This window comes from Candidatus Nanosynbacter featherlites (assembly GCF_037013405.1).
Lineage (GTDB): Bacteria > Patescibacteriota > Saccharimonadia > Saccharimonadales > Saccharimonadaceae > Nanosynbacter > Nanosynbacter featherlites_B.
Genome location: NZ_CP146064.1, coordinates 573,874 through 598,288, shown reverse-complemented (window position 1 = coordinate 598,288; position 24,415 = coordinate 573,874). Strand labels below are relative to the sequence as shown.

Genomic DNA, 24,415 nt, shown 5'->3' with positions numbered 1-24,415 from the left:
ATGGTACTAAAAGACTTGCTCAAAAAAACCGACAAAGAAGAACGAGATCTACTAGTTAGTCTAGATATTGGTACAGAAGCTGTTAAGGCTTTGATCGCTGAAGTGCGAAATGATGTCATCGAAGTGATTGGTGTTGGTCGCAAGCAGCAAGAGCTGGGCGATATGCACTCTGGAGCGATCGCCGACATATCTGGCGTAGTTGCCAACTGTGAAGCAGCCTTGGCGGAAGCTGAGGAAAAGGCGGGTGTCCAAGCGCGACGCGTCGTGATTGGCATCGCTGGAGAATTGGTCAAAGGTATGACGAACACCATCCGCTATCGTCGTCCGCAGCCAGAACGAGCGTTGGACGTTGCCGAGATGGAATTTATCATCGAAAAAGTTCAGGAGCGAGCACAAGGCAAAGCTCAAGCACAGATCGCGCTGGAAACTGGCAATGAAGACGTCGAAGTGAAATTGGTCAACTCGGCCCTGGTGAGCTTGCACATTGATGGCTATAAGGTGTCAAATCCAATCGGTTTTCAGGGCAAAGACGTGGCAGTGCAGATCTATACGGCGTTTGCGCCAATGGTGCACATCGGTGCGCTGGAAAAGGTGGCTGATGAGTTGGCGCTAGAGCTGATAGCGGTAGCGGCTGAGCCATTTGCGGTCAGTAGAAGCGTGCTGGGGACAGATGCCAATAGTTCATTTACTGCAATTTTAGCAGACGTTGGTGGTGGAACGACCGACATTGCCGTGGTCAATGACGGTGGCGTGGAAGGCACCAGGATGTTTGGCATCGGTGGTCGCAGTTTCACTAGAACAATTGCCACGGAGCTTGATCTCAGTTATAAAGATGCTGAAAAATTAAAACTCAATCTTGGTCATGAGTACGTCAAGCCGTCGGTCAAGAAACGGCTTGATAGTGCGATTGATAAGACCCTTGAGGTATGGCTGTCCGGGGTAGAGTTGGCATTAAGCGAGTTTGATAGTGTTGATCATTTGCCAAATAGGATTTTACTGTGTGGTGGAGGCGCCAGTTTGGAAAAATTGGTTGACGCTTTGGGGAGTGAGCCGTGGTATAAGGAGCTACCATTCACAAAGAAGCCAGTAGTTCAGCGCATCAAACCGTCTGAGGTGGTCGGCATTACTGATACAACAGGTGATATCACTGACCACACATTTGTGACAGCGATGGGCTTGCTGCGCGTAGGATATGATACAATGGTAAGTGGCCAAGATGCTAATGGCTTAATGGATAAAATTAATCGATTACTTAAAATATAAATGAACAAAGACGTTATCTATATCGATGTTGAAGACGATATCACCAACATCGTCAGCAAGATAAAAGATTCAAAGGCGCGTATCGTTGCATTGGTGCCTCCTAAACGGGTTGGTATATTGCAGAGCGCGGTCAATATGAGATTGTTAAATCGTGCGGCGGAGAATGCCGAGAAGCGAATCGTGTTGATTACCAGTGACCAGGCGCTCAGTGGTTTGGCAGCCGCAGCCCGCATCCCAGTGGCCAAGACATTGCAGTCTCGCCCAGAGATTGCGGAAATTCCAGCCATCGATATTGATGATGGCGATGATGTGATTGACGGTAGTGAGATACCGGTCGGTGAATTGGCTGATAAGGTGACGCCAAAAGCACGAAATAAGGCTGATGATGCTATCGATGCAGCTATAGCCGAGGATGAAAAGCCAACAAAGCCAGCAAAACCTGCTAAGCCAGCAGGCAAAGGTAAGCCAAAAGTCCCAGATTTTAATGTTTTCCGCAAAAAATTAGTCTTGATTGGCGGCGGCATCGTTCTATTTGTTCTGTTCATGGTTTGGGCGATTTGGTTTGCGCCGCATGCTACAGTGGTGATCACAGCCAAAACGACCACCTCTACCGTTGATAAATCAGTCACATTAAAGCAAGATGGCAAAGTTGATGCTGCTAACAATACCATCAAGTCATTGCGTCAAGAACAAAAGAAAGAAATCTCTGTTGATTTTACTCCTACGGGCAAGAAAAAGGTTGGTGAAAAAGCAAGTGGTACGATGCACCTTGTTCGAACATCGGTATCAAGCTTGACGCTAACAATTCCGGCTGGAACGTCCTTCTCGTCGGGCGATTATACGTTTGTCAGCACAGAGCCAGCCAGCTTGTCGGGCACCTCAATTGGTCCTGGCGGTGTCATCCAATCGGTGGCAACCGTCAAGGTGCAAGCAACTCAGGTTGGTAGTGAATACAATCTATCGTCACGAAGCTACTCTTCAAATGTGAGCGGCTTTTCGGCGGCGGGCACCGCAATGAGTGGCGGCTCGAGTCGGGAAGTGACTGTGGTGTCGGCTGATGATGTTGCCAAAGCTAAAGTTAAGCTTGACGCCCAAAAAGACGCTTCACTGCAATCAGCAGTCAAAGCACTATTCCCATCTTCAAGCATCGTCATCAATGAAAGCTACCAAGAGGCTCGCTCAAACCCTACGCCTTCAGTGGCGGTTGACCATGAAGCCAGTGGTACAGTTCAGTTGAAAACAACGGTGACAGCCAGTATGCAGGGTATTGATCGCTCTGATATGAAGCAGTTCTTGGAGGACACGCTCAAGAAAGAGATTGGTAGCAAGAAGAACCAGAAGATCTATAATGATGGGTCTAATGAGGTAAAATTTGCGCAGTACAGTGAGCGCAACAATGCCGTGCAAGTTCGATTAACAGCAAATGCAAAGATTGGCCCAGAGATTGATGAGCACAAAGTCAAGGAGCAGGTAAAAGGTCGGAACTATGGTGATGTCCAGTCTAGCCTTGAATCAATTGAAGGCGTGCAAGATGTTGATACGAAATTCTCACCGTTTTGGGTACGCACTGTGCCAAATAATGACAAACATATTAGTATAGAATTTAAATTGGATAATGGCCGGTAAGAATTTGCTGGCACTAGACGTCGGTGAACGACGAATTGGTTTGGCTATGGCTGATACCTCAGTCAGAATCGCTGTGCCGTTTGGTTGGCTGGAGAATAATGATGAGATTTTTACCAAGTTGGCGGAAACAGTATTACGTCATGATATTGACATCATTGTCGTTGGCTATCCGCGCAATCAGTCGGGCGAACCAACCAAACAGACAGCTTTTGTAGAGCAGTTTGTTGATGGTTTTTCTGAGATTGAGCTTGATGCTGAGCTGGTTTATCAAGATGAGTCGCTCAGTAGCGTTGAAGCTGAACGTCGGTTAGGTCGCGTTAAAGATAAAGGTGAGATTGACGCTGAGGCTGCCAGCATCATTTTGCAGGATTATTTGGAGGTACACTATGCAGATTCGTAAGTCGAGAAAATGGATGATTGTGGTAGCTGGCTTGGTGGCAGTGCTCGGTTTATCTGCTGCAGCTGGAGCTGGTTGGTATATACACAATCTTTCGGCAGTAAACACAGGCGACCAGACAGTAACGCGGGTCAATATCACCAGCGGCATGACAGCTCCTCAGGTGGCATCTGCTCTGGAAGAAAAGAAACTTATCCGCAGTCGGTACGCATTTTTGGGCTATATCAAATTGAAGCGAATTGATGCTCGTTTTAACGTCGGCGTGTATGCTGTTAAGCCATCGCAGTCAACACCTGAGATCATCAAACATCTGATCGACGGTCAATCTGATGAGATGGCTGTTCGCTTCTACCCTGACGGTACGTTACGCGGAAAAGATTATCGCTCAGTCGAAAGCGCCCTCAAAAAAGCTGGATATAACGATGCCGATATTGAATCCGCCTTTAAGGCTGACTACGATAGCTATGTCTTCAAATCACGCCCGGCAGGAGCTGATCTTGAAGGGTTTGTTTATGGTGATACGTATTTTATGAGCGGTGATGCAACCGCCAAATCGGCAATTCAGCGTGCATTAGCAGAGTTTGATCAAGTAGCCAGAAAAAATAATTTGGAAGAAAAGTTCAAAAAACGCGGATTGACGCTGTATCAGGGTATAACGCTCGCTTCTATCGTTCAGAAAGAGTCAATCGGCTGCGGTGTAGGTACTGAAGTCTGTGAAGATCAGCGAAAGATTGCTAGCGTATTTTATAACAGGATGAAAGCCGGCATGAACTTAGGGTCGGATGTGACCTATCAGTATGCTGCTGACAAGATGGGTGTCACTCGTGATACGCAGCTTGACTCCCCATACAATACTCGCGTGCACAAAGGGTTGCCGCCGGGACCGATAGCTACTCCCGGGCTAAGTGCACTGAATGCGGTTGCTGACCCGGCACAGACAGATTACCTCTTTTTCCTCAGTGGCGATGATAATGTAACCTATTTTGCTAAAACAGATGCCGAGCACACTGCTAATACCAAGGCGCATTGTCATCAAAAATGTCAGCAATCTTGACAAAATGTATTTTCTAAAAATGTTTTGACTTAAATGTCAATATAGACTATAATAGATGTCAGCTTAACCATGAACAGTTAACTTTGTTTTGGCTGTCTGAGGTTGAGCCTACCAAAACGGTCGTACGGATACAGCACAAAACTAATCGTTTATGAAATATCACTAATTATTAGGTCGACAACGTATCCTGTTCTATTGCGAGAAGAAAGACTCATTATGGTAGTAGCACTGGCGGTAACGTCAATGCAGGAGAACGATTATTCGTAACACATCAAAGACTCGACAGAGTCGTCTAGCGCGAGTACGGTCAGCTTCTATCTATGTAGCCCTATTTGCACTTATTGTTTCATTTTTGACTATTAATAATTATCATCAGGGGACCGGGGTTACTGGAGTGGAGGTTTCCGCCCAAGAGTCTCAGGTTGCCAACCCAAATCCAAAGTCTACAACCACAAGTAAGGAAAAAATGTCAGTCGATCAATTGGAAGTGGCTGACGCTGTCGCTAGTTTAGCAGAGGCTACTGATTTACCATCTGCTGGTGACTTGCGCGAAGCAACTACTTCTTTGCAAATCCAGAAGCAGTTAGCTCAAACTGACGCAGAGGTTATCTCTAAGCCGCAGCTTATCCAACCGGAAACGTCGTCTCAGCGTGGTATTACCGAATATGTTACTAAGCCGGGTGATGATTTAGCTAAAATTGCTGCCAAGTTCAAGATTTCAACTCAAACGCTGCGTTGGGCAAACAATATGACCTCTGACGCTGTTGAACCGGGTAGGACACTGTTGGTACCACAAGTTGATGGTGTGGTTTACACTGTTAAGGAAGGTGATACCATCGCAGCTATCGCTTCAAAGTATAAGGTTGATGCTGAGCGAGTCTTATTGTATAACTCACTAGATCGCGTGGCACAGCCAACGGTAAATACGCGCATCGTGTTGCCTGGTGGTGAGCTGCCAGAAAATGAGCGTCCAGGGTATGTCGCACCGCGCGGTGGACGAAGCAGTAATAGTCATTCTGGTTATAGTGGCGTAAGTTACGGTAACGTCGCTGCTTCTGTTGGTAACCGATACGCACCAGGTAACTGTACATGGTACTCATATGAGCGACGCTTGGCACTTGGTCGTCCAATCGGTAGCTTCTGGGGTAACGCCAATACTTGGGCTGCGAGTGCACGTGCTGCTGGTTTTACGGTCAACAAGACGCCAGCTCCGGGTGCTATCTTCCAGAGCTCAGGTGGCTACTACGGACACGTTGGAATCGTTGACAGGGTTGAGAACGGTCGGGTGTTTGTGAGTGACATGAACTTCGCTGGCTATAATGTCATCACTCATCGTGAGTTGACCAACCCAGGCGCTTATAATTATATTCATTAATCTATCGCTAAGATAATCACAAACGCTCCTGTATATTCAGGGGCGTTTTGTTATAATAAAGATATGTTTGTAGATACAGCGAAAGTATTAGTGCGAGCTGGCAAAGGCGGTAACGGCGCGGTCAGTTTTCGGCATGAGAAATATGTTGACAAGGGTGGTCCTGATGGCGGTGACGGCGGCCGCGGCGGTGATGTGGTATTTTTAGCGACCAAAGACCTGAATACACTCCTCAACTTTCGGTATAAGCCGGAACTGAAAGCAGAACATGGCGGTGATGGCAGTAAGCGTAACAAGCGCGGCAGAAGTGGTTCGCCACTGGTTGTCAAAGTGCCGATGGGTACATTGGTCAAGCGTGACGGTAAGGTGGTGGCGGATTTGACGGTAGACCAGCAGCAGGCAGTCGTTGCCCGCGGTGGTGACGGTGGTTTTGGCAATGCGCACTTTACGTCCAGCACGCGCCAAGCGCCAAAGATTGCTGAACTCGGTGAGGCGGGTGAAGAATTTGAAGCGGAGCTGGAGTTGAAATTATTGGCCGACGTCGGTTTGGTTGGCTTCCCTAACGCTGGTAAGTCGACATTTTTGAGCGTGGTTTCCAACGCCCGACCAGAAATTGCCAATTATGAATTTACGACCTTGACGCCAAATTTGGGCGTGGCAGATGTTGATGACGGTTCGATTTTGATCGCTGATATTCCGGGGCTGATTGAAGGCGCTTCGGAGGGCAAGGGCTTGGGCGACCAGTTCCTGCGCCACGTTGAGCGGACGGCCGTATTACTGCACATGATTGACGCGTATAGTGACGACCCGGCGGAAAAATATCAGACCATTCGCCGCGAGCTGGAAAAATATTCCGAAGAATTGGCGACGCGTCCAGAGATTATCGCTTTGACGAAATGTGAAGGATTGGATGATGAAATTATTGCTATGCAGTCGACGGCGCTACAAAACGTAGCCAATGGTTCGCCAGTGCTAGCGATTTCCTCACAGACACATGCCGGCGTGACCGAACTACTACGCCTACTACGTCGCGAGGTCACAGACTATCGAGCGCGGGAAGCTGAGTTGATTGAAGAAGAAGGCGATGAGTTGCCAGTCATTGCTTTGGATGCACAAGCAGCATCTGATGCCTGGACGGTAGAGCGGGTGGTTGACGTGGAACCTGGTAATGTAGACGATGAAGATGCGGTTAGCTTCATTATCCACGGGGCTAAAATTGAAAAGTTTGCTCGCCGCACTAACTTTGATCAATTTGAATCAGTCAATCGCCTGCGCGACATCATGCGAAAAATGGGTATCGCTCACGAACTCATCCGTCAGGGCGCAGTCGGTGAGACCGTAGTGCAGATTGGCGAATCGACGCCGTTTACGCTGGTTGAGCAGTAGCTTGTCATCGTCAATAGTGGTATAATTAGGTATAAATCGCTAATCAGACGGGGAGGTATCATGGGTAGTAGTAACACAGAGCGGCAGATGACCGTACCGAGCTATTGGGAGATCGGGCGACTGGAAAACAAAATTGCATATAAATCAAATCGAGAGGCCACCGTAGGGGCGGTTGGGGCTGTCGGGTTGACCTCGTTGGAGCTTACGTTTGCTCCTGCGGTACGTCGTCATCATTTTGGTCCCAACGTCCGGAGGCATGTGGCTTTTAAGGACGCACAGAACGATATTCTCAGAGCGTTGCGGGGTGAGGAGCCGCTCAGTGGTGATCATTATTTGAAAAATCAGCCTAGAGAATACGTCGGGCGCCTAGCGGTAGAAGTTCGTAAGGGAAATGTTGAATCGCTGCTTGATGGGCCAGTTGGCAAATTGACACAGTATGTATTGGCTGGCCTTAAAAAGAAACAGTTTGGTTCTGAAAAGGCGGCTGGATATTATGCTGACTGGCTTGACGCAACGAAGGCCGACTATGTGAGACCAGAGGAACAACCTGCGTTGAGCGCGGAAGAATTGAAGAAAATTTATCATAAACTGGGCGGGGCGTACAATGTACATTTGGCCCTGGCGGGTGCTGAGCTGCGCACTCCTGCTGTATCTGATTATTTTGGGGAGAACGTTGAACAGTTGATTGCATTAAACCATCTGAAATTGCGCTGGGAAGACGGTAGGATTCATGTGCCAGAAGAGGTACTTATAGAAGCGTCGGTTGACCCTCAGGCATCAGTGGACGAGACTCTTCGTTCACCTATCATTAGGGAATGGAGAGATGATACGCGCTCGGATGCTGCAAAGGCATTGAAGCTGGATGTGTACAATTTGTCGCACGGAGAAAAAGATCTCATACCTGGCCCTGAGCGCTCTAAACGGTTTCTTGCTCGAGAAGCAATAGCGGCAATTAACAACGATTAATAATCATGGCGCAAACATTCTTCTTCTACGACCTCGAAACCAGCGGGCTGAATCCGCGGCAAGACCGCATCATGCAGTTTGCTGGGCAGCGGACGGATATGAACCTTGAGCCGATTGGCGAGCCGTACAATTTGCTGGTGACGCTGAATGATGATACACTGCCGAGTCCTGATGCGCTGATGGTAACCGGCATCACGCCGCAAAAAACGGTCGAGGAAGGCTACAGCGAGGCGCAGTTTACGCGGATGCTCAGCGAGGAGATTTTCACGCCGGATACTATTGCGGTTGGCTTTAATAATATTCGATTTGACGATGAGTTCATTCGCCATTTGTTGTGGCGTAATTTTCATGACCCGTATGAATGGAGCTGGAAGGAAGGTCGATCGCGTTGGGATATGCTGGATGTGGTGCGACTGACCAGGGCACTCAGGCCAGAGGGGATCAAGTGGCCACTTGATGCTAAAGGTGAGCCAAGTAACCGCTTGGAATTGATCACCAGCGCCAACGGTATTGCGCACGAAAATGCCCATGACGCCTTGGCGGACGTAACGGCGCTGATTGCCGTGACGAAATTGATCAAGCAAAAACAGCCGCAGCTGTATGACTATTTACTAAAAATGCGTGACAAAAAAGTAGTCCAGCAGCTGGTCAATGTGGACGACAAAAAACCGTTTGTTTACGCCAGCGGGCGTTACGATAAAGAATTTGCTAAAACCACGGTGGCTTTTCCACTGACAACCAGTCGAAACGGTGGCGTGGTTGTCTATGACCTGCGGTACGATCCAACGCCGTTTGTTGGGCTGAGCGTGGAGGAATTGTCAGCAAAACTATTTGCCTCGTGGGAGGAGCGGCAAGCTGAGTATTTCGTCAAATTACCGGTCAAAGAATTACAATACAATCGTTGTCCGGCGGTGGCGCCGCTGGGTGTGCTGGAACAAGGTGATGGCTGGCAGAAAATTTCGCTTAGTACAGAGACTATTCAGCAGCATCAACACATCTTACTGAATCATCCGGACTTTGCCGAAAAATTACGGACTATTTTTGAAAACAAGCCAGCCTTCAAAAAACTGCCCGATCCAGAAGCACAGTTATATGATGGCTTTTTGAACGACCGTGACCGCCTGCGGGTAGAAGCGGTACGCAATGCCGATGAGCGCGAGCTAGCTGATTTTCATCCAGAATTTCAGGACGAGCGGTTGACGCCATTATTACTCCACTACAAAGCCCGCAACTTTCCGCGCTCACTCAGCGAAGATGACCTGGCGCAGTGGGAAACGTGGCGGGCTCAGCGCCTGCAGACGCAACTACCGCAATTTATGGCAGCCTTGCAGCGTTTGGCGCCGACAGCGACCGACGAACAGCAGTTCATTTTACAGGAACTACAGTTGTGGGTAGAAGCGGTGCTGCCTATCGTTTAGGTTAAAGATGGAGCAAGCTTTTGGGCGCCCATAGGGGTGTCTGGCTCGCTCGTTTTTGCTTTCTTGGTTTCATGCGTCAGATAGATAAATAGCAAGGTTAGATCATGGCTCTGGTACAACACGCTGTTGTTTATGTGTTTTCGGGAAATGTATTGGATGAGTTCTTTGATATCGTCAAATGATACCGGAATGGCTGCTCGCAAAATGCGGCAGATTGGCACAAGGGCGATCCAGAAAATAATCATGGAATTAGCTGACAAATTAACGTTCAAAAACGGAAGCTTGCCAAGAAACACGAACATGCAAAGCTGGTCGAAAAGTATGGGTGTGATGAAAACTGCACCAATAATTAGTAGTAAGTAAACACTCAACCTTCGCATATATTGTAACTGTAACAGATAAAAGCTTGACTTGCAATCATAAGCAATATGTGGTGATGTATAATACAATATTTAGGCAATGTCTGGAAAAAAAGATAAAAAACCGGTATAATAGAGCGGCTATGCCGGAGGTTATTCGAGTTAAAGGTGCTCGCGAGCACAATCTGAAAAATGTTAGCGTGGAATTGCCGCGCGATAAGTTCGTGGTCATTACTGGCCTGAGTGGTTCAGGCAAATCAAGTCTAGCGTTTGACACGATTTATGCTGAGGGCCAGCGCCGTTATATGGAGAGCTTGAACTCGTATGCTCGGCAGTTTTTGGGAACGATGGATAAACCCGATGTTGATAGCATCGATGGCTTGAGTCCAGCTATTTCGATTGACCAAAAATCAACCAGCCGTAACCCACGCTCGACGGTGGCGACAGTGACTGAGATTTACGACTATTTGCGACTGTTGTTTGCGCGCATCGGTGTGCCGCACTGTCCAATTTGTGGCAAAGCAGTGTCGCGGCGCACCACCGAAGCCATCATCCAAGAAATCATCAAGCAGTATGACGGGCACCGGATTTTACTGCTGGCGCCAATCGTCAAAAATAAAAAAGGTGAATTTGCGCACATCCCTGAGCAATACCGTCGGCTGGGTTATGCTCGTGTTAGGGTTGATGGCGTGGTGTATGCCTTGGACGAATTTCCAGAACTACAGAAGAGCTATAAGCACTCAATTGAGCTGGTAGTTGACCGCTTGGCATTGAACAGTGAATTGGCTGGTCGCTTGTCTCAAAGCGTCGAGCAAGCCTTGGAATTAGGTCAGGGAATTGTGGAGGTTTTGGACGCCGATGACGATCAGGTACGAACGTTTTCGCAGCGGTATGCCTGTGTTGATCATCCTGAGGAGGATATTCCTGAGCTGGAACCACGACTGTTTAGTTTTAACGCACCCCAGGGAGCTTGTCCAAGCTGTACTGGTTTGGGTAGTCGCATGGAGATTGATCCGGAGCTGGTGTTTAATGACAATTTGACTATCGCTGAAGGAGCCATCAGACCGTACAACCGCGTCAATGTCGACAATTTCTATATGAAAAAAATCATGGCCGTTGCCGAGGCGCATGGCTTTAGTGTGCGAACGCCTGTTAAGAAACTGTCTGATGAAGCTAAACAGACAATTTTGTATGGGACAGGGGCGCAAAAGTATCACATCGAGCTTGGTAGTGGTCGGCATTATGACACAACCTATGAAGGGGTGATCCCGAACTTAGAGCGCCGGCACCGTGAGACTGACAGTGAATTTATGCGCAAAGATATTGAACGATTTATGCGCGAGCGGGCATGCTATGTTTGTAAAGGCGCCCGGCTCAAGCCAGTAGTCTTGGCAGTGACAGTTCACGGGCTCAATATTGTTGATGTTTGTGACTTGGGTGTTGATGATGCGTTGGACTTATTTACACACAAGCTCAAATTGACAGAGCAGGAAACGACGATCGCGCGGCTGATATTAAAGGAGATCAACGCGCGGTTGGGCTTCATGAGTAATGTTGGTTTGAACTATCTGGAGCTGGGCCGAGCAGCTAACACCTTGAGCGGTGGAGAAGCTCAGCGCATTCGGCTGGCTACGCAAATTGGTTCCGGTTTGCAGGGGGTGCTGTATGTTCTGGACGAGCCATCCATTGGGTTGCACCAGCGAGATAATGATAGATTGATTGATACTCTGAAGCGCTTGCGTGATCTTGGTAATACGGTGCTGGTAGTGGAGCATGATGAAGATACCATTCGTCAAAGTGACTTTTTGGTCGACATGGGGCCAGGGGCTGGCTCAAAGGGTGGGCAAATCGTCGCCATGGGAGCGCCTGAGGAAGTAGCGAAAAATCCAGACAGCATCACCGGTCGGTACTTGAGTGGTGCAGAGAAAATTGCAGTACCAAAAAAGCGCAGGAAGCCAAATCAAGATCAGCAGCTCATAGTGCGTGGTGCTCAGGAAAATAATTTGAAAAATATTGACGTGGCGTTTCCTTTGGGATTAATGACGGTGGTGTCTGGTGTGTCTGGTAGTGGTAAGTCAACCTTGGTTAATGACATTGTGGCGAGGGAGCTGGCAGCTCGCCTCAACCGGTCTCAAGCGGTGCCAGGCAAGCACGACCGCATTGACGGCATTAAACTGTTAGATAAAGCGATTGTGATTGACCAGTCGCCAATTGGTCGCACACCGCGTTCCAACCCAGCCACCTACACGGGTATTTTTACGCCAATTCGTGAATTATTTGCTGCCACGCCAGAAGCTAACGTTCGCGGTTACAAGGCAGGCCGATTTAGTTTTAATGTCAAGGGTGGTCGCTGTGAAAATTGTCAGGGTGATGGTGTGATAAAAATTGAAATGCACTTTTTGCCAGACGTGTATGTGATGTGTGACGAGTGTAAAGGTAAACGGTATAACCGTGAAGCATTGGAAATTACCTACAAAGGACACACTATTTCTGATGTATTGGAAATGACAGTAGAGCAAGCGGCCGAATTCTTTGACAGTATTCCATCTATTCACCGAAAACTTGAGACGTTGGTGGAAGTTGGCTTAGGTTATATTCGTTTGGGTCAGCCAGCAACCACCTTCTCTGGCGGGGAAGCGCAGCGCATCAAATTGGCGACTGAACTGTCAAAACGCTCGACGGGTAAAACCATGTATATTTTGGATGAGCCAACCACTGGGTTGCATTCGGCTGACGTTAAGCGATTGTTGGGGATTTTGCATAAGCTTGTCGAAGGCGGAAATAGCATGATTGTAATTGAGCATAATTTGGACGTTATCAAATCAGCAGACTGGATCATTGATATGGGTCCAGAAGGTGGTATGGGCGGCGGGACGGTTGTCACCAGCGGAACGCCAGAAGACATTACCAAAAACGCAGATTCGTTCACGGGCAAATATCTCAAGCCATTGCTTACGTAAGATGGACTCTCGAGTTTAGATGAATTACTTGCGCTTTTTAGCAGCCGACTTTGGCTGTTTGTCTTTTGAAAACAGGACAGATAACTGTTTTTTGAGGGCTGCTTTGGTGGATTCTTGCTTGAGCGCGTGAATGATCATTGGCAGGACTGACAGGAAAATGATAATCAGGGCAGCGACCTCAACGTTAATGCCAGCTTCAGTCAGTGCCTTGCCAGCAAAGAATCCCAGGTAAGTGAATAGCGAAGCCCATAAAATGCCACCAATGACGTTGAAGAGCAAGAAGGTTCGATAATGCATTTTGCTTGCGCCGGCTACGATTGGGGCAAACGTGCGGACAATGGGCACAAATCGTGCCAAGATGACTGTGATGGCGCCATGTTTTTCATAAAATTTTTCAGCTTGAATGAGATATTTACGTTTGAACAAGCGTGAGTTTTTCCGCTCAAACAGTTTTCGGCCCACCTTGTGGCCAAAGGTGTAACCAACTGAATCTCCGGCAATGGCCGCGATGATAAGTAAAAGCACGAATATCGAAATGTCGATTGGCAAAATGTGTTGTTGTACCATATAGCCAGCAGTGAATAGCAGGCTATCGCCAGGGAAAATAAACCCAAACAATAGGCCTGACTCGGCGAATATAACAAATAAAACGGCAATAATACCAAAGTGAATAATAAAGTCTACGAAAGCGTGCATCATAGGTACTTATTATAGGACAAAAAACAGTAGTTGACAATTTGACATGATGAAATCGCTCATGCTACACTGGTGGCAGGTAGTTTTAATACACAAAACTGAGGAGAGGGAGAAAAATAGGGATGGTACGTCTTCGTATATCAAGAAGGAATCAACGTGTCGCCAAACTAGCGATACCAGCAGCTGCGGTTGTGATGGTTTTCGCGTTGGTTCTAACAAGTCCGTTTATGGCAAAAGCGGCTAGTGTCCACAAAAAATATAAAGCGATGGATACCAACTATCCAGTGCCGACAACCAATGTGGCATGGATTTCGCCAGATGGTAATGACAATTCTGGGAATGGTACCGAAGCGCGACCGTTCGCGACCTTTAGGCGAGGCTTACAGGCTGTTTCTGATGGAGGAACGGTTGTAGCTAAGAGCGGCGCTTACCGAGAGCCGCATTTCTTTGTCACGAAGAAAAATATTACCTTCCAGGCTGCCCCTCATGCTGAAGTCTGGATGAAGGGTAGCGATATTGTATCGGCAGATCGATGGACTAAAGAAGGCAACATGTGGAAGACTACGGGTAAATTCCGTAATTTCTGTCGTGTTTGTACGGTCAACCCCAACCCATCCAAAGAAGGTATGGCTGCTTACCCAGAGCAGATGTTTATCGACGATCAACCACTGGAACAAGTCGATGCAAAAAACAAGGTTGGCCCTGGAAAGTTTTACGTTGAAGACAAAAACCCAACTACTTTGAAAGATCCAACAAATAATCGAGCAGGCTTTAACGTTGGCACAGAAGATGATTTGACATATTATGTTGGCTCTGACCCATCTAGCGGTACTACAGAGATTACCAACCGAGCACGCGCTTTCTCTGTTGGTGGTCGTCAGGCTGATGATGGCTCTAATTTCACGATGAAAGCTATCAATGTTGCACAGTACTCACCAGTACAGAGTTGGTCTTGGGATCGTGACTTGGCCGAAGATCAGGTTGGGACCAGTATGATCGTGGTAAATGGTCGTGGCTCAGTCGTCCAAGACTCTATCTTTACGCAAAGCTCCTCAGTCGGTTTCAATACTGATGCACAAGGTGCGCGCATCGTTAATAACAAATTTATCGGCAATGGTGGTAATGGTGCAGGAGCTAACCGTGCGCACAATACAACATTTGAAAATAACATCTTTACAGAGAACAACGCAGCAAATTATCTGACCAATGGTTCAGTCTGTTTGGCGTGGTGTACTGTTTCTGAGATAAAAGTGACGCACATTGAGAACTTTACGTTCCGAGGTAATGTGGTTGATAACTCAAAGAATCCTGCTTCAACTGGCAACGACTATTATGTGCGCAATGGTACAGCGGGTGTCTGGTGTGATGAAGGCTGCATCAAAGCAAAAATTGTCAACAACTTCTTCATCAACACGACAACAGCGATCTTTGATGAGGTTTCAGATGGCACAATCATCGCATCAAACATTATTGAGGGCTCGGGTGCGGGTATTGGCGTATCGAGTAGTTCGAACTCCAAAGTATACAATAACACTATCTCTCGAACCAACCGACCTATCATGCTGAATGAGGATGCTCGTACTGACGGTTGTAATGAGCGAGATCGTAATAATCCACAAATTTGTAAATCGCTCGAGTCGTGGTCTGCTGGCAAGGGTCTGAGCTGGAACTTGACTGGTCTAGAGATGTACAATAACATCATCTCATCTCGTGCAGTCATCTCTGGTGACACTGGCGCGCCACTGTGGTCCTACCCTGTTAGGAGCACTGGTGGCCCAAACCACACTGGTCCAGGCACCTATACAAATGACATGTTCAAGGGCTTTGACTACAACGCCTACTACCGCAGTAGCTTGCAAAATGAAGGCACGATCATGACCTGGGACTTAGCGGATGTGCCGAACCGCCTTGATATTTTGTTTGCTAATGTGAAAGACATCGCTAAAGATAGCCGCGTAAGGTCGTCAATTGATGGTCGCGACACCCACTCGTTCGACCTGTTTGGTACACGCGCAAACAACCCATACTTCATCAAAGAAGCTGAACAGAACACCGACTACCGTAAGAGTAACTACAACTTGAAGGCAGGCAGTCCGGCGATTGGTTCAGGTAAGCCATTGTCAGCTGAGGTTGCATCAGCAATTGACCCAAGCGGCCAACACGTAAGGCCTGGTGTGGCGGTAAACCGAGGTGCTTTGGTAAATGCTTATATGGATTCAACCAATTCTCCGACACCTCCACAGCCTCCGGCAGCGCAGGGCGTTAACATCCCTGATGCCAGGTTGCGCCAGTTGTTGAACAAGAGGTTAGCTGAAATCTCAGGGAAAACCCGTAGTGATGCTCAAGCGATTACTGCTCAAGAAATGCTAACCATTGATCGCATGTATGTCGATAATACTGGCAATATCACGGAAGACCAGAGGATTAAGGATTTGACTGGTCTGGAGTACGCTAAAAATGTCACTGAGCTATCACTCGGCAATCACGCAATTACCAATTTACAGCCGCTCTCTGGCCTAACTAAATTGCGCGCATTACAGCTGTCAGGCAACAAGGTTGCTGATATTCAACCGCTGGCTGGCTTGTCTGAGTTGCGTAGTGTGAACTTGTCGGAAAATGTTGTTACGAACTATAGTCCTTTGTCGTCTCTGAACAAGCTCGAGCAAGTCTCGATGAGCGGTACCAATCAGACGTTAGACCTATCAACATTTGCAGGTAGTAAAAACTCGCTAAAGAAAATCTCTTTCTATGACTATGGCCGAAAGACTAAAGTTGTCAATGCTCAATCTCTTGTTGGTGCACCGGCTCTGACCTCTTTGCGCTTGACTGGGGGGCAGCTGAGCGAGGATGAGATTGCTGCAATTGGACGAATGACTCAACTTACTGAACTGCGGTTAGACTACAGTACGATCATGAATGCACAGCCTCTCGCGGGTTTGAACCACCTTACCTCTTTGAAGCTAGAAAACCAGCAGGGTAGTATGACTACTGAGTCTGAAGTGTTCAGCTCGCCTTTGAAGGATGCAGCTGGCGCGCCAATTGCCATTGAGAATACGGCCACTTTGGTCAATGAAGCAGCTGGTAAATTAAAAGTGGCGGCACCAGTATATGACGGTCAACCGCATGCGTTGCAGGCCAACTGGAACAAGCAGATAACTATCAATGGTAAGCCGTTTGCTTTCTCTGGAACACTACACGTGACTGCAACACTGCCAAAATCTGACCTGTCTGCCCTCCGCACCGCCATCGCCAACGCCGAGAAAGAACCGGCCTACATTACCAATGACGCTACCGTCAAGCAAGCTCTCGCCAAAGCCAAAGAAGTAGAGAAGCAACCAAACCCAGCTGCTACTGCCATCCAGAAAGCAGCCAACGACCTCAACACGGCAGTAACTAACGCCAAGAAGAAGGAAGCAGACGCCCAAACAGCCGCTGAACAAGCAGTTGCTCAGGCTGAACACAACCAGGATCCAGACGATGTTACCAGCGCCAACGCCAAGGTAGCTGCCGTCCAAGACCCAACGAAGAAACAAGCCTTCCAGGATCGCCTCAACCAGGTAACCGCTAACGTCACCGCTGCTCGCAACGCTCTCTCCGCCCTGATAACCAAGGCCAAAGACCCAGCAACCACTGCCGGCATGTCCCAAGAAACCAAGGACGCCGTAGCAGCACAAGTCACCCAAGCAGAGCAGGTTGCTGCCAACGCCGGTGCTTCTGTTGCCGAGCTCAACGCTGCCAAAGCAGCTCTGCAAGCAAAACTTGACGCCCTCCGTCCTGACCTGTCTGCCCTCCGCACCGCCATCGCCAACGCCGAGAAAGAACCGGCCTACATTACCAATGACGCTACCGTCAAGCAAGCTCTCGCCAAAGCCAAAGAAGTAGAGAAGCAACCAAACCCAGCTGCTACTGCCATCCAGAAAGCAGCCAACGACCTCAACACGGCAGTAACTAACGCCAAGAAGAAGGAAGCAGACGCCCAAACAGCCGCTGAACAAGCAGTTGCTCAGGCTGAACACAACCAGGATCCAGACGATGTTACCAGCGCCAACGCCAAGGTAGCTGCCGTCCAAGACCCAACGAAGAAACAAGCCTTCCAGGATCGCCTCAACCAGGTAACCGCTAACGTCACCGCTGCTCGCAACGCTCTCTCCGCCCTGATAACCAAGGCCAAAGACCCAGCAACCACTGCCGGCATGTCCCAAGAAACCAAGGACGCCGTAGCAGCACAAGTCACCCAAGCAGAGCAGGTTGCTGCCAACGCCGGTGCTTCTGTTGCCGAGCTCAACGCTGCCAAAGCAGCTCTGCAAGCAAAACTTGACGCCCTCCGTCCTGACCTGTCTGCCCTCCGCACCGCCATCGCCAACGCCGAGAAAGAACCGGCCTACATTACCAATGACGCTACCGTCAAGCAAGCTCTCGCCAAAGCCAAAGAAGTAGAGAAGCAACCAAACCCAGCTGCTACTGCCATCCAGAAAGCAGCCAACGACCTCAACACGGCAGTAACTAACGCCAAGAAGAAGGAAGCAGACGCCCAAACAGCCGCTGAACAAGCAGTTGCTCAGGCTGAACACAACCAGGATCCAGACGATGTTACCAGCGCCAACGCCAAGGTAGCTGCCGTCCAAGACCCAACGAAGAAACAAGCCTTCCAGGATCGCCTCAACCAGGTAACCGCTAACGTCACCGCTGCTCGCAACGCTCTCTCCGCCCTGATAACCAAGGCCAAAGACCCAGCAACCACTGCCGGCATGTCCCAAGAAACCAAGGACGCCGTAGCAGCACAAGTCACCCAAGCAGAGCAGGTTGCTGCCAACGCCGGTGCTTCTGTTGCCGAGCTCAACGCTGCCAAAGCAGCTCTGCAAGCAAAACTTGACGCCCTCCGTCCTGACCTGTCTGCCCTCCGCACCGCCATCGCCAACGCCGAGAAAGAACCGGCCTACATTACCAATGACGCTACCGTCAAGCAAGCTCTCGCCAAAGCCAAAGAAGTAGAGAAGCAACCAAACCCAGCTGCTACTGCCATCCAGAAAGCAGCCAACGACCTCAACACGGCAGTAACTAACGCCAAGAAGAAGGAAGCAGACGCCCAAACAGCCGCTGAACAAGCAGTTGCTCAGGCTGAACACAACCAGGATCCAGACGATGTTACCAGCGCCAACGCCAAGGTAGCTGCCGTCCAAGACCCAACGAAGAAACAAGCCTTCCAGGATCGCCTCAACCAGGTAACCGCTAACGTCACCGCTGCTCGCAACGCTCTCTCCGCCCTGATAACCAAGGCCAAAGACCCAGCAACCACTGCCGGCATGTCCCAAGAAACCAAGGACGCCGTAGCAGCACAAGTCACCCAAGCAGAGCAGGTTGCTGCCAACGCCGGTGCTTCTGTTGCCGAGCTCAACGCTGCCAAAGCAGCTCTGCAAGCAAAACTTGACGCCCTCCGTCCTGACCTGTCTGCCCTCCGCACCGCCATCGCCAACGCCGAGAAAGAACCGGCCTACATTACCAATGACGCTACCGTCAAGCAAGCTCTCGCCAAAGCCAAAGAAGTAGAGAAGCAACCAAACCCAGCTGCTACTGCCATCCAGAAAGCAGCCAACGACCTCAACACGGCAGTAACTAACGCCAAGAAGAAGGAAGCAGACGCCCAAACAGCCGCTGAACAAGCAGTTGCTCAGGCTGAAAGTAGCAAAACTCAAGCTGCAGTGAATGCCGCAAGAGCTTTGGTGGCAAACGTACAGGATACCGCTAAGAGAACTGCACTGGAAAATCGGTTGAATGCAATTGTCATCCCGGGACCTCAGGCTCCACGGAACAAGATGACTGTTGCACAGCCATATCACCGTTCTTTGACATTAGAGACATCTGGAAACTCTTGTTACAACTTGGCGACAGCACAGACAGCTTCAACGCCGGATCGCTACAATAACCGTGTGCTTCGCGAAGGAGTGGACTTCACGATTAACTGTAACAACCAAGCTCCTGCGGTTGGCTTTACAGCTCGCGTAACCTTAACATTAAGTCGTCGCTATGCTAACACGAACCGTCTGACAATTGGTAAGATAATGAATGGTCGAGTATACCAAGACATCACCAGCCGAGTTACCTTTGGTAATACGCCAGATGGCAAATACACCACTATTGCTTATGATTTGACTGACGGCGGCTTTGGTGACGGTGACGGTATAGCAAACGGCACTATCATCGACCCAGTTGGTATTTACGAAGAAGAGGACGCTACTCAGAATGGTAACCAAAATGCCAATAGTGGCGGCAACAACCCAGTTGCTAAGATTGCGAAGAAAGCATCAAATGCACTAGCTGACACGGGTAGTAACGCCATCGTAATCACTCTCGGTTCCATCGCGGTCGTTGCTACTGGCGCCTGGATAATCATCAAACGCCGACGCTAAACCAGCTGTCACAGCTCAATAATAAAGCGGCTATCTCATGTAGCCGCTTTTTATGTTAATCTTCGATAAATCCGCCGGACTGTCGTGCCCACAGTTTGGCATAAACGCTACGTTTTTTGGCAAGCAACTGCTCGTGTGAACCGTCTTCGACGATGCGTCCATTTTCTAGAACAATGATGCGATCCAGTTTGGCGATGGTTGATAAGCGGTGGGCGATGACAATTGAGGTTCGACCCTTCATCAATGTTTCCAGTGACTGTTGGATTAGCGCTTCTGACTCTGAGTCTAAGGCTGAGGTTGCTTCATCAAGAATCAGGATTGGTGCATCTTTCAAAATTGCCCGGGCGATGGCGATGCGCTGTCGTTGTCCGCCTGATAGTTTCACGCCGCGCTCACCGACCATGGTATCAAAGCCATCGTGTAATTTAACGATAAAATCATAGGCACCAGCTTTCTTAGCGGCACGTTCAATTTCAGCATCAGTTGCGTTAGGTCGACCGTAAGCGATATTCTCACGCACCGAACGGTGAAATAGTAACGGCTCTTGCGGCACGTAGGCAATTTGTTCACGCAGGCTTGCCTGGGTGACTTCAGCGATGTTTTGCGCGTCAATGGTAATCTCTCCCGAGTCGATGTCAGCAAACCGTAGCAATAGTTTAGTCAAGGTAGTCTTGCCAGACCCACTTGATCCAACCAAGCCAATTTTTTCACCTGGCTGAATGCGAAGAGAAAAAGCATGAAACAGCGTGTCACCCTCGCCCTCATCATGAGTAAAGGTCACGTTGTCCATGTTGATGCTACCGCGTGTGACAGCAAGCTTTGCGTCACTTTGATCGACCAGTGTCGTCGGCGTGGTCAGAATTTCCACCATATCGTGAGCGTCACCAAGGATACGGTTATAACTACGCATAATGCCGTTCATATTCCACAGCTCGTGCGCTACGCTGCCAGTATAGGTGATGATGAGGTAAACCGCCGCTACTGACACTACATTGTGCTGGGCGGCGTATATCGCAAAGGCTATGGCGCCAATTTTTATCGTTATATTAATGGTTGAATACACAGTACTGACTTTTAGGAGCCCGCGCATGGTACCCAGGCTGGCGCCGCGCCATGATGTAACGGTCTTTGCAAAGCGTTGCTGTTCCAGCGCCTCGGCACCAGACGATTTTACGGCCAAAATGTTTGAAACAGCATCGGCTAATTGTCCGCTCACTTTGTTGCTGGCTTTGGCTTCTGTCTCGTTCAGCTTAGCCATCGGTCGAGAGCCAAAGTAGACAACAATGCTAAATATGATTGAGAATAGTAGGAGAAATACGGCGTATTGCCACAGCAGAGTTGACAAAATTATGATCGAGCCAACCAGGGAAATTACCAACGGCAAAATTGACCAAATAATTGTGTCCCAAAAACGTTCGACTGCGCCATTTAATTTGTTGGTTTGGCTGACAAGTGAACCGCCAAATTTATTGGCATGAAAAAACATCGTTTGGTTGGTTAGTTTGCTAAAACACCGTGCGTATAGATCACGTTGTAGGGCAGTTTCGAATGTCCAAGCGAGATATAGGACTAAGCGCCAGCTAATGACATTTGACCATAATTCGCTCATGCCGTAGAGTGCGACTAATTTCCATAGTTTCTCCGTGTTGTTTAGTTGACCGCTTTGGATGGTGTTGAGCAATTCTGCAATAATCAGCGGGCCAACAAAAATTGTGATGGCAAGTGTGATGATTGTAAAGAAAATAGTCAAATTCCGCCGATGCTTGTAGGGCCGTGATATTCGCCAGAACAGGCCTAATATTTCTTTGTTTGATACTTTTGTCAACGTAAATACTCCTTTGGTTAGTTTCTGTATTCAGTGGTTCGCTGGTAGGTTAACTATTGCGAACGTGAGGATTTAGAGGAACTCACCTTCTCTGGTAAGTTCATACATGTTGTACAAGTATATGATATAGTTATGCCATGAGTCAAGAACATGCTGTAGTTTTACACCGATCTTCAACACGAGTACTGCTCGGTATCAACCTCTTTTTTGTGGCGCTGTGGTCGATAACGTTACTAAATCCACAAAAGCTTAACATCCTGTGGTTTTTGGTTGTTGTTTTATTGGCAGTTTTATTTATCGTAAGGAACAAAAATGTTTCTAGAACTGATGTTATCATTGCTGTAATTTTAGGCTGTCTGGCTGCACCATCCAGTATGTTCATGGGAGTGTGCTCTGCTGTTGCGTATGTTGGAGGTGTTAGTGTGCTCAAGAAAAGTAAGCATGCAATTGTCCTCTGTAAAATGGTCAACAAAAAAGAAATACTAAAAACAATTTGCCTTGCCCTATTGGTAGGATTGGCGCTGGGAACCGTCAATATTCTCCTGGCAAAAATTTCTTGGAATATTGCTTTTTCGCTCAAGCCAGAATGGTTCTTAAACGCCATGCGTGCTGGTATTTCGGAAGAAATTATTTTCCGCTTCTTTTTCTTTGCTACGTGCATCTATTTCATTAAGGATAGATTACTGTCAAAATTAGATAATTTTTTGTGCTATCTCGTTATGATATTGCCTCACGTCTTGCTTCATTTTAATACAGCTAATTTTGCGCTGGGTAGCGTCCTGGCGTTGGCGCTATTGTTTGGTCTGCCGTTTGCCGTCATGCAACGAAAGCGCGATGTTAGTTCGGCCATAGGTGCACATATAGTGGTTGATGTGATAAGATTTTGTTCATTTGGCGTGTAGCTGCTGTATAATAGAATATGAGCAAAGGAGGAAAATAATGGCGTTATATGAGATTACAACAAAACAAGAATTTGAAGAGAAAGTGCTAAAAAGCGACAAGCCAGTGCTGGTTGATTTTTGGGCGCCGTGGTGTCCGCCGTGCCGAGCGATGGCGCCAATTTTACACCAAATTGCTGAAGAAACTGAGTTTGATGTCGTCAAAGTTGATACTGAAGCCAGCCAGGAGAATGCGCAGTTGGCTATGGACTATCGTGTTCAAGGTATTCCGAATATGAAGGTTTTTGTTGGCGGTGAAATTGTTGAGGAGCTGATTGGCATGAAACCGAAGCAAACGCTGATCGATGCTTTAGAGAAAGCCGCAAAGTAGAAATTAAGTTAAAAGGAGGATTTTTATGAAGGGTTTTAATGGAAATATTGAAGAATTGACGGTGCAGAATAATAATTTTCGTCAGGTGCTTTATACGGCGAAGCACTGTCAATTGGTATTGATGAGTCTGCCAGTTGGCGGTGAAATTGGCTCAGAGGTTCATGAGGAGAATGATCAATTCTTCCGATTTGAGGCAGGTCAGGGTAAGGTTTTGATTGATGGCAATGAGTATGCTGTGTCTGACGGCAGTGCTATTATCGTGCCAGCAGGTGCTGAGCACAATGTGATAAATATTGGCGAAGAGCCACTTAAGCTCTACACGATTTATAGTCCAGCACATCACAAAGATGGCATTGTTCGGGCGACACGCGAAGAAGCGGAAGTTAACGAAGAAGATTTTGATGGTGTGACGACAGAATAGTTATTAACTCGGATTACAAACGAAAGTATATTACATTGCAGGCTAAACCGCTTTTATATGATCAGATTGCAGCCGATCCAATGAATGCTGATTTTGCTAATAGAGGCTGGTCGCCTGTGTATTCTGCTTCGTCAAGTTCGCGAGTTGTACTAGTTGGGCAGGCGCCAGGTCGAATTGCTCAGCAAACGCTAAAGCCGTGGAATGATGCTAGCGGTCGTTTACTTCGGCGATGGCTGAACGTAACGGATGAGCAGTTTTACAATCCCGATCTCTTTGCGTTGATGCCGATAGATTTTTATTATCCAGGCAGGGGAGTGCACGGTGATTTGCCGCCGCGCTTGGACTTTGCTAGGAAATGGCACCCGTGCTTATTGACGCAGATGCCGAATGTGCGATTGACAATTTTGGTTGGTTCGTATGCGCAAAAATATTATCTTGATCGCTGCGCCAAGCATAATTTGACAGCAACTGTGGCGGACTTTAATATGTATTTGCCAGATTATTTTCCATTGGTTCATCCATCGCCGCTCAATATTGGCTGGCGCAAACGTAATCCCTGGTTTGAATCGGATGTCATTCCAGCTCTACAAACTATAGTTAAGGAGGTGCTGTCATGACAGTTTATAAAATTAAACGAATTTACGAATCGCCAGAATCGGACGATGGCTACCGCGTGCTGGTTGACCGATTATGGCCGCGCGGTATCAGTAAAGAACGAGCAGCGCTAGACGAATGGGCAAAAGATATCGCACCGACTAACGAGTTGCGCCAATGGTTCGGTCATGATCCGGAAAAATTTGTAGGGTTTAGGTCGCGTTATACCGAAGAGCTGGATGCTAGTTCTGTAGCCGCCACTCTTAAACAACAATGGCAAAAACATCCAGTTGTTACGCTGTTATACAGTGCTAAAGATATCGAGCATAATCAGGCGGTAGTGCTGCAGCAGTGGTTAGAGCGGTGATTCGTGCCGCACACTACGTAGTGCTATAATGGTTA

General features: G+C 48.1%; 18 protein-coding genes. 15 read left to right on the top strand and 3 right to left on the bottom strand.

The window, feature by feature from the left end; all coding sequences use genetic code 11:
* From V4210_RS03210 to sbcB, 8 genes are all read left to right on the top strand, one after another.
* Positions 1 to 1,263: a cell division FtsA domain-containing protein gene (locus V4210_RS03210; protein ID WP_338520601.1), complete on the top strand. Its 1,263-nt coding sequence runs from the start codon at positions 1 to 3 to the stop codon at positions 1,261 to 1,263.
* Positions 1,264 to 2,889: a hypothetical protein gene (locus V4210_RS03205; RefSeq protein ID WP_338520600.1), complete on the top strand. Its 1,626-nt coding sequence runs from the start codon at positions 1,264 to 1,266 to the stop codon at positions 2,887 to 2,889.
* The gene (gene ruvX / locus V4210_RS03200) at positions 2,879 to 3,289 is read left to right on the top strand and encodes a Holliday junction resolvase RuvX (RefSeq protein WP_338520599.1); all 411 of its coding nucleotides are present in this window, start codon (positions 2,879 to 2,881) and stop codon (positions 3,287 to 3,289) included. Before V4210_RS03205 ends, ruvX begins: the two co-directional genes overlap by 11 nt.
* Positions 3,276 to 4,340 carry an endolytic transglycosylase MltG gene (mltG, locus tag V4210_RS03195; protein WP_338520598.1) on the top strand — a complete coding sequence of 355 codons (1,065 nt, stop codon included), beginning with the start codon at positions 3,276 to 3,278 and terminating at the stop codon, positions 4,338 to 4,340. Before ruvX ends, mltG begins: the two co-directional genes overlap by 14 nt.
* A gap of 466 nt (positions 4,341 to 4,806) precedes the next feature.
* Entirely contained in the window at positions 4,807 to 5,715 is a 909-nt protein-coding gene (locus tag V4210_RS03190) for a LysM peptidoglycan-binding domain-containing protein (protein WP_338520597.1), read from the top strand.
* Positions 5,716 to 5,778: 63 nt separating this feature from the next.
* Positions 5,779 to 7,098, top strand: coding sequence for a GTPase ObgE (gene obgE, locus V4210_RS03185; RefSeq protein WP_338520596.1), 1,320 nt, complete (start codon positions 5,779 to 5,781; stop codon positions 7,096 to 7,098).
* Positions 7,099 to 7,158: 60 nt separating this feature from the next.
* Entirely contained in the window at positions 7,159 to 8,064 is a 906-nt protein-coding gene (locus V4210_RS03180) for a hypothetical protein (protein WP_338520595.1), read from the top strand.
* A 5-nt stretch (positions 8,065 to 8,069) separates the two neighbouring features.
* Positions 8,070 to 9,482 carry an exodeoxyribonuclease I gene (gene sbcB, locus V4210_RS03175; protein ID WP_338520594.1) on the top strand — a complete coding sequence of 471 codons (1,413 nt, stop codon included), beginning with the start codon at positions 8,070 to 8,072 and terminating at the stop codon, positions 9,480 to 9,482.
* Here sbcB and V4210_RS03170 read toward each other — a convergent pair.
* Positions 9,479 to 9,784 carry a hypothetical protein gene (locus V4210_RS03170; RefSeq protein ID WP_338520593.1) on the bottom strand — a complete coding sequence of 102 codons (306 nt, stop codon included), beginning with the start codon at positions 9,782 to 9,784 and terminating at the stop codon, positions 9,479 to 9,481. The two genes, sbcB and V4210_RS03170, sit on opposite strands and share 4 nt — an antisense overlap.
* A gap of 200 nt (positions 9,785 to 9,984) precedes the next feature.
* On the opposite strand from V4210_RS03170, the gene uvrA reads away from it, so the two are divergent.
* Positions 9,985 to 12,801 carry an excinuclease ABC subunit UvrA gene (uvrA, locus tag V4210_RS03165; protein ID WP_338520592.1) on the top strand — a complete coding sequence of 939 codons (2,817 nt, stop codon included), beginning with the start codon at positions 9,985 to 9,987 and terminating at the stop codon, positions 12,799 to 12,801.
* A 24-nt stretch (positions 12,802 to 12,825) separates the two neighbouring features.
* Here uvrA and V4210_RS03160 read toward each other — a convergent pair whose 3' ends face one another.
* Positions 12,826 to 13,500: a DedA family protein gene (locus tag V4210_RS03160; RefSeq protein WP_338520591.1), complete on the bottom strand. Its 675-nt coding sequence runs from the start codon at positions 13,498 to 13,500 to the stop codon at positions 12,826 to 12,828.
* Between the two features lie 119 nt (positions 13,501 to 13,619).
* On the opposite strand from V4210_RS03160, the gene V4210_RS03155 reads away from it, so the two are divergent.
* Positions 13,620 to 19,904 carry a choice-of-anchor U domain-containing protein gene (locus V4210_RS03155; RefSeq protein ID WP_338520590.1) on the top strand — a complete coding sequence of 2,095 codons (6,285 nt, stop codon included), beginning with the start codon at positions 13,620 to 13,622 and terminating at the stop codon, positions 19,902 to 19,904.
* Between the two features lie 55 nt (positions 19,905 to 19,959).
* On the opposite strand, the gene V4210_RS03150 is transcribed toward V4210_RS03155, so the two are convergent.
* Positions 19,960 to 21,729: an ABC transporter ATP-binding protein gene (locus V4210_RS03150; RefSeq protein ID WP_338520589.1), complete on the bottom strand. Its 1,770-nt coding sequence runs from the start codon at positions 21,727 to 21,729 to the stop codon at positions 19,960 to 19,962.
* A gap of 137 nt (positions 21,730 to 21,866) precedes the next feature.
* Here V4210_RS03150 and V4210_RS03145 point away from each other — a divergent pair, with 137 nt between their 5' ends.
* The 5 genes from V4210_RS03145 (at position 21,867) to V4210_RS03125 (ending at position 24,380) form a co-directional block, all read left to right on the top strand.
* A complete protein-coding gene (locus V4210_RS03145) occupies positions 21,867 to 22,631 on the top strand; it encodes a type II CAAX prenyl endopeptidase Rce1 family protein (RefSeq protein WP_338520588.1) in 765 nt (254 codons plus the stop codon).
* Positions 22,632 to 22,668: 37 nt separating this feature from the next.
* Positions 22,669 to 22,998, top strand: a complete 330-nt coding sequence (gene trxA / locus V4210_RS03140; protein ID WP_338520587.1) for a thioredoxin — start codon at positions 22,669 to 22,671, stop codon at positions 22,996 to 22,998.
* A gap of 25 nt (positions 22,999 to 23,023) precedes the next feature.
* Positions 23,024 to 23,419: a cupin domain-containing protein gene (locus V4210_RS03135; protein WP_338520586.1), complete on the top strand. Its 396-nt coding sequence runs from the start codon at positions 23,024 to 23,026 to the stop codon at positions 23,417 to 23,419.
* An 80-nt stretch (positions 23,420 to 23,499) separates the two neighbouring features.
* Complete coding sequence (locus V4210_RS03130; RefSeq protein ID WP_338520585.1) at positions 23,500 to 24,036, top strand: uracil-DNA glycosylase family protein; 537 nt, start codon at positions 23,500 to 23,502, stop codon at positions 24,034 to 24,036.
* Positions 24,033 to 24,380, top strand: a complete 348-nt coding sequence (locus tag V4210_RS03125) for a DUF488 domain-containing protein (RefSeq protein WP_338520584.1) — start codon at positions 24,033 to 24,035, stop codon at positions 24,378 to 24,380. Before V4210_RS03130 ends, V4210_RS03125 begins: the two co-directional genes overlap by 4 nt.
* The last annotated feature ends 35 nt before the right edge of the window (positions 24,381 to 24,415 follow it).

Bases quoted from the DNA above. Each gene is read 5' to 3' on its own strand.
- V4210_RS03210 (WP_338520601.1), top strand. From the start codon at position 1: ATGGTACTAAAAGACTTGCTCAAAAAAACCGACAAAGAAGAACGAGAT.
- V4210_RS03205 (WP_338520600.1), top strand. From the start codon at position 1,264: ATGAACAAAGACGTTATCTATATCGATGTTGAAGACGATATCACCAAC.
- ruvX (WP_338520599.1), top strand. From the start codon at position 2,879: ATGGCCGGTAAGAATTTGCTGGCACTAGACGTCGGTGAACGACGAATT.
- mltG (WP_338520598.1), top strand. From the start codon at position 3,276: ATGCAGATTCGTAAGTCGAGAAAATGGATGATTGTGGTAGCTGGCTTG.
- V4210_RS03190 (WP_338520597.1), top strand. From the start codon at position 4,807: ATGTCAGTCGATCAATTGGAAGTGGCTGACGCTGTCGCTAGTTTAGCA.
- obgE (WP_338520596.1), top strand. From the start codon at position 5,779: ATGTTTGTAGATACAGCGAAAGTATTAGTGCGAGCTGGCAAAGGCGGT.
- V4210_RS03180 (WP_338520595.1), top strand. From the start codon at position 7,159: ATGGGTAGTAGTAACACAGAGCGGCAGATGACCGTACCGAGCTATTGG.
- sbcB (WP_338520594.1), top strand. From the start codon at position 8,070: ATGGCGCAAACATTCTTCTTCTACGACCTCGAAACCAGCGGGCTGAAT.
- V4210_RS03170 (WP_338520593.1), bottom strand. From the start codon at position 9,784: ATGTTCGTGTTTCTTGGCAAGCTTCCGTTTTTGAACGTTAATTTGTCA.
- uvrA (WP_338520592.1), top strand. From the start codon at position 9,985: ATGCCGGAGGTTATTCGAGTTAAAGGTGCTCGCGAGCACAATCTGAAA.
- V4210_RS03160 (WP_338520591.1), bottom strand. From the start codon at position 13,500: ATGATGCACGCTTTCGTAGACTTTATTATTCACTTTGGTATTATTGCC.
- V4210_RS03155 (WP_338520590.1), top strand. From the start codon at position 13,620: ATGGTACGTCTTCGTATATCAAGAAGGAATCAACGTGTCGCCAAACTA.
- V4210_RS03145 (WP_338520588.1), top strand. From the start codon at position 21,867: ATGAGTCAAGAACATGCTGTAGTTTTACACCGATCTTCAACACGAGTA.
- trxA (WP_338520587.1), top strand. From the start codon at position 22,669: ATGGCGTTATATGAGATTACAACAAAACAAGAATTTGAAGAGAAAGTG.
- V4210_RS03135 (WP_338520586.1), top strand. From the start codon at position 23,024: ATGAAGGGTTTTAATGGAAATATTGAAGAATTGACGGTGCAGAATAAT.
- V4210_RS03130 (WP_338520585.1), top strand. From the start codon at position 23,500: ATGAATGCTGATTTTGCTAATAGAGGCTGGTCGCCTGTGTATTCTGCT.
- V4210_RS03125 (WP_338520584.1), top strand. From the start codon at position 24,033: ATGACAGTTTATAAAATTAAACGAATTTACGAATCGCCAGAATCGGAC.